2 tRNA genes and 1 rRNA gene are annotated in these 449 nt (G+C 42.1%); all 3 read right to left on the bottom strand.

The window, feature by feature from the left end:
* Window positions 1-129: 129 nt before the first annotated feature.
* Window positions 130-202 (bottom strand) — tRNA-Ala (locus tag LMB56_RS00755).
* Window positions 203-205: 3 nt separating this feature from the next.
* Window positions 206-280, bottom strand: a tRNA-Ile gene (locus LMB56_RS00760).
* Window positions 281-373: 93 nt separating this feature from the next.
* Window positions 374-449: ribosomal RNA gene (locus LMB56_RS00765) — 16S ribosomal RNA — on the bottom strand; the annotation flags it as partial.

The raw sequence follows: 449 nt of genomic DNA on the forward strand, positions 1-449 counted from the left end.
GTTAGCGATTATAATTCGTTAATTAAAACTCAAATAACGCGGTGTTCTCGGTTTATTGTTTTGTTAATAAAGAAATTAGATAGTATTTAGTTTTCAAAGTACAAACTCTATCAACCTTCCGGTTGATAATGGAGAATAACGGAATCGAACCGATGACCTCCTGCTTGCAAAGCAGGTGCTCTCCCAGCTGAGCTAATTCCCCATATGGGCCTAAATGGACTTGAACCATCGACCTCACGCTTATCAGGCGTGCGCTCTAAACCAGCTGAGCTATAGGCCCAAATAAGCGTCTTATAGGTTAAAGTTTTAAGAGGTAAACCTCTCAAAACTAAACAAAGTTTCTTCGATGTGTAGGTTCCGTTTTATTCCTTAGAAAGGAGGTGATCCAGCCGCAGGTTCTCCTACGGCTACCTTGTTACGACTTCACCCCAGTCATCTGTCCCGCCTTA

This window comes from Limosilactobacillus reuteri (genome assembly GCF_020785355.1).
Lineage (GTDB): Bacteria > Bacillota > Bacilli > Lactobacillales > Lactobacillaceae > Limosilactobacillus > Limosilactobacillus reuteri_I.